Source organism: Pauljensenia hongkongensis (assembly GCF_001746855.1).
In the GTDB taxonomy this organism is placed as follows: Bacteria; Actinomycetota; Actinomycetes; order Actinomycetales; family Actinomycetaceae; genus Pauljensenia; species Pauljensenia hongkongensis.
This window is the reverse complement of the sequence record NZ_CP017298.1, coordinates 1,248,104-1,249,294: the sequence shown is the minus strand read 5'-3', so window position 1 is coordinate 1,249,294 and position 1,191 is coordinate 1,248,104. Positions and strand designations below refer to the sequence as shown.

At 73.8% G+C, this 1,191-nt stretch carries 2 protein-coding genes; both read left to right on the top strand.

Features of this window, described 5'->3' with window-relative positions; translation table 11 throughout:
* Nucleotides 1-479 (top strand): DUF1727 domain-containing protein (locus BH719_RS10070; RefSeq protein ID WP_009743720.1); only part of this gene is annotated, 479 nt, incomplete at its 5' end.
* The coding region (locus BH719_RS05190; protein ID WP_009743719.1) for a type 1 glutamine amidotransferase at nucleotides 476-1,191 on the top strand (716 nt) is incomplete at its 3' end. The genes BH719_RS10070 and BH719_RS05190, both read left to right, overlap by 4 nt.

Below are 1,191 nucleotides of genomic sequence, written 5' to 3'. Positions count from 1 at the left end.
AGGCGGTCGCCGCCGCCGTCGCCATGGGCGTCGACGCGGAGGCCGCGGCGCGCGCGGTGTCCGGGGTGGACGAGGTCGCGGGCCGCTACTCGACCCACGACGTCGACGGCCGCCTCGCCAGGCTCATGCTCGCCAAGAACCCGGCGGGCTGGCAGGAGGCCATGACGATGATCGACCCCCGCGTCGACCAGGTCGTCATCGCCGTCAACGGGCAGGTGCCCGACGGGCAGGATCTGTCATGGCTGTGGGACGTCGACTTCGCGGCGCTGGACGCCCAGGGGCGCCGAGTCGTCGCCTGCGGCGAGCGGGGCGCGGACCTGGCCGTGCGCCTGGAGTACGCGGGCATCCACTGCCAACTGGCGCCGCTGCCGATGGACGCCCTGGCGCTGTGCCGGCCCGGAAAAGTGGAAATGCTGCTCAACTACACGGCGATGCGGGACTTCAAAACGGTCCTGGGCGAGAAAGGGGCGAGGCGATGAGCGACTCCGCACTGACGATCGGCGTCCTCATGCCCGAGGTGCTCGGCACTTACGGGGACACGGGCAACGCCATGGTCCTGCGCGAACGCGCCCGCCGACGGGGGATCGACGCCTCGATCATCACCGTCGGCCTGACGGACGCCATCCCCCGCTCGCTCGACGTCTACACGCTGGGCGGTGGGGAGGACACGGCGCAGGCCCTGGCGGCGGAGAAGTTCCGCGCCGACCCGGGGCTGTCCGGCGCGCTCGAGGACGGGCGCCAGCTCCTGGCGGTCTGCGCCTCCCTGCAGGTCCTGGGCATGTGGTACCGGGACGCGCGCGACCAGCGCGTGGAGGGGATGGGCGTCCTCGACATCACGACCGACCCGCAGGGGCACCGCGCGATCGGCGAGCTCGTCACCGTGCCCCTCGTCGACGGCCTCACCGAGCCCCTCACCGGCTTCGAGAACCACGGCGGGGGGACCGTGCTGGGCCCGGAGGCGCGCCCCCTCGGGCGGGTCGTCGCCGGCGTCGGGAACGGCACCCCCCTGGGGCACGAGGCGGCCGCCGAGGCCTTCGACGGCGTCGTCCAGGGATCCATCATCGCCACCTACATGCACGGGCCGGTGCTGGCGCGCAATCCCCAGTTGGCCGACCTGCTGCTGTCGAGGGCGGTGGGCGGCCCGCTGGAGCCCCTCGAGGTCCCGGGCACCGCCGCCCTGCGCGCCGAGCG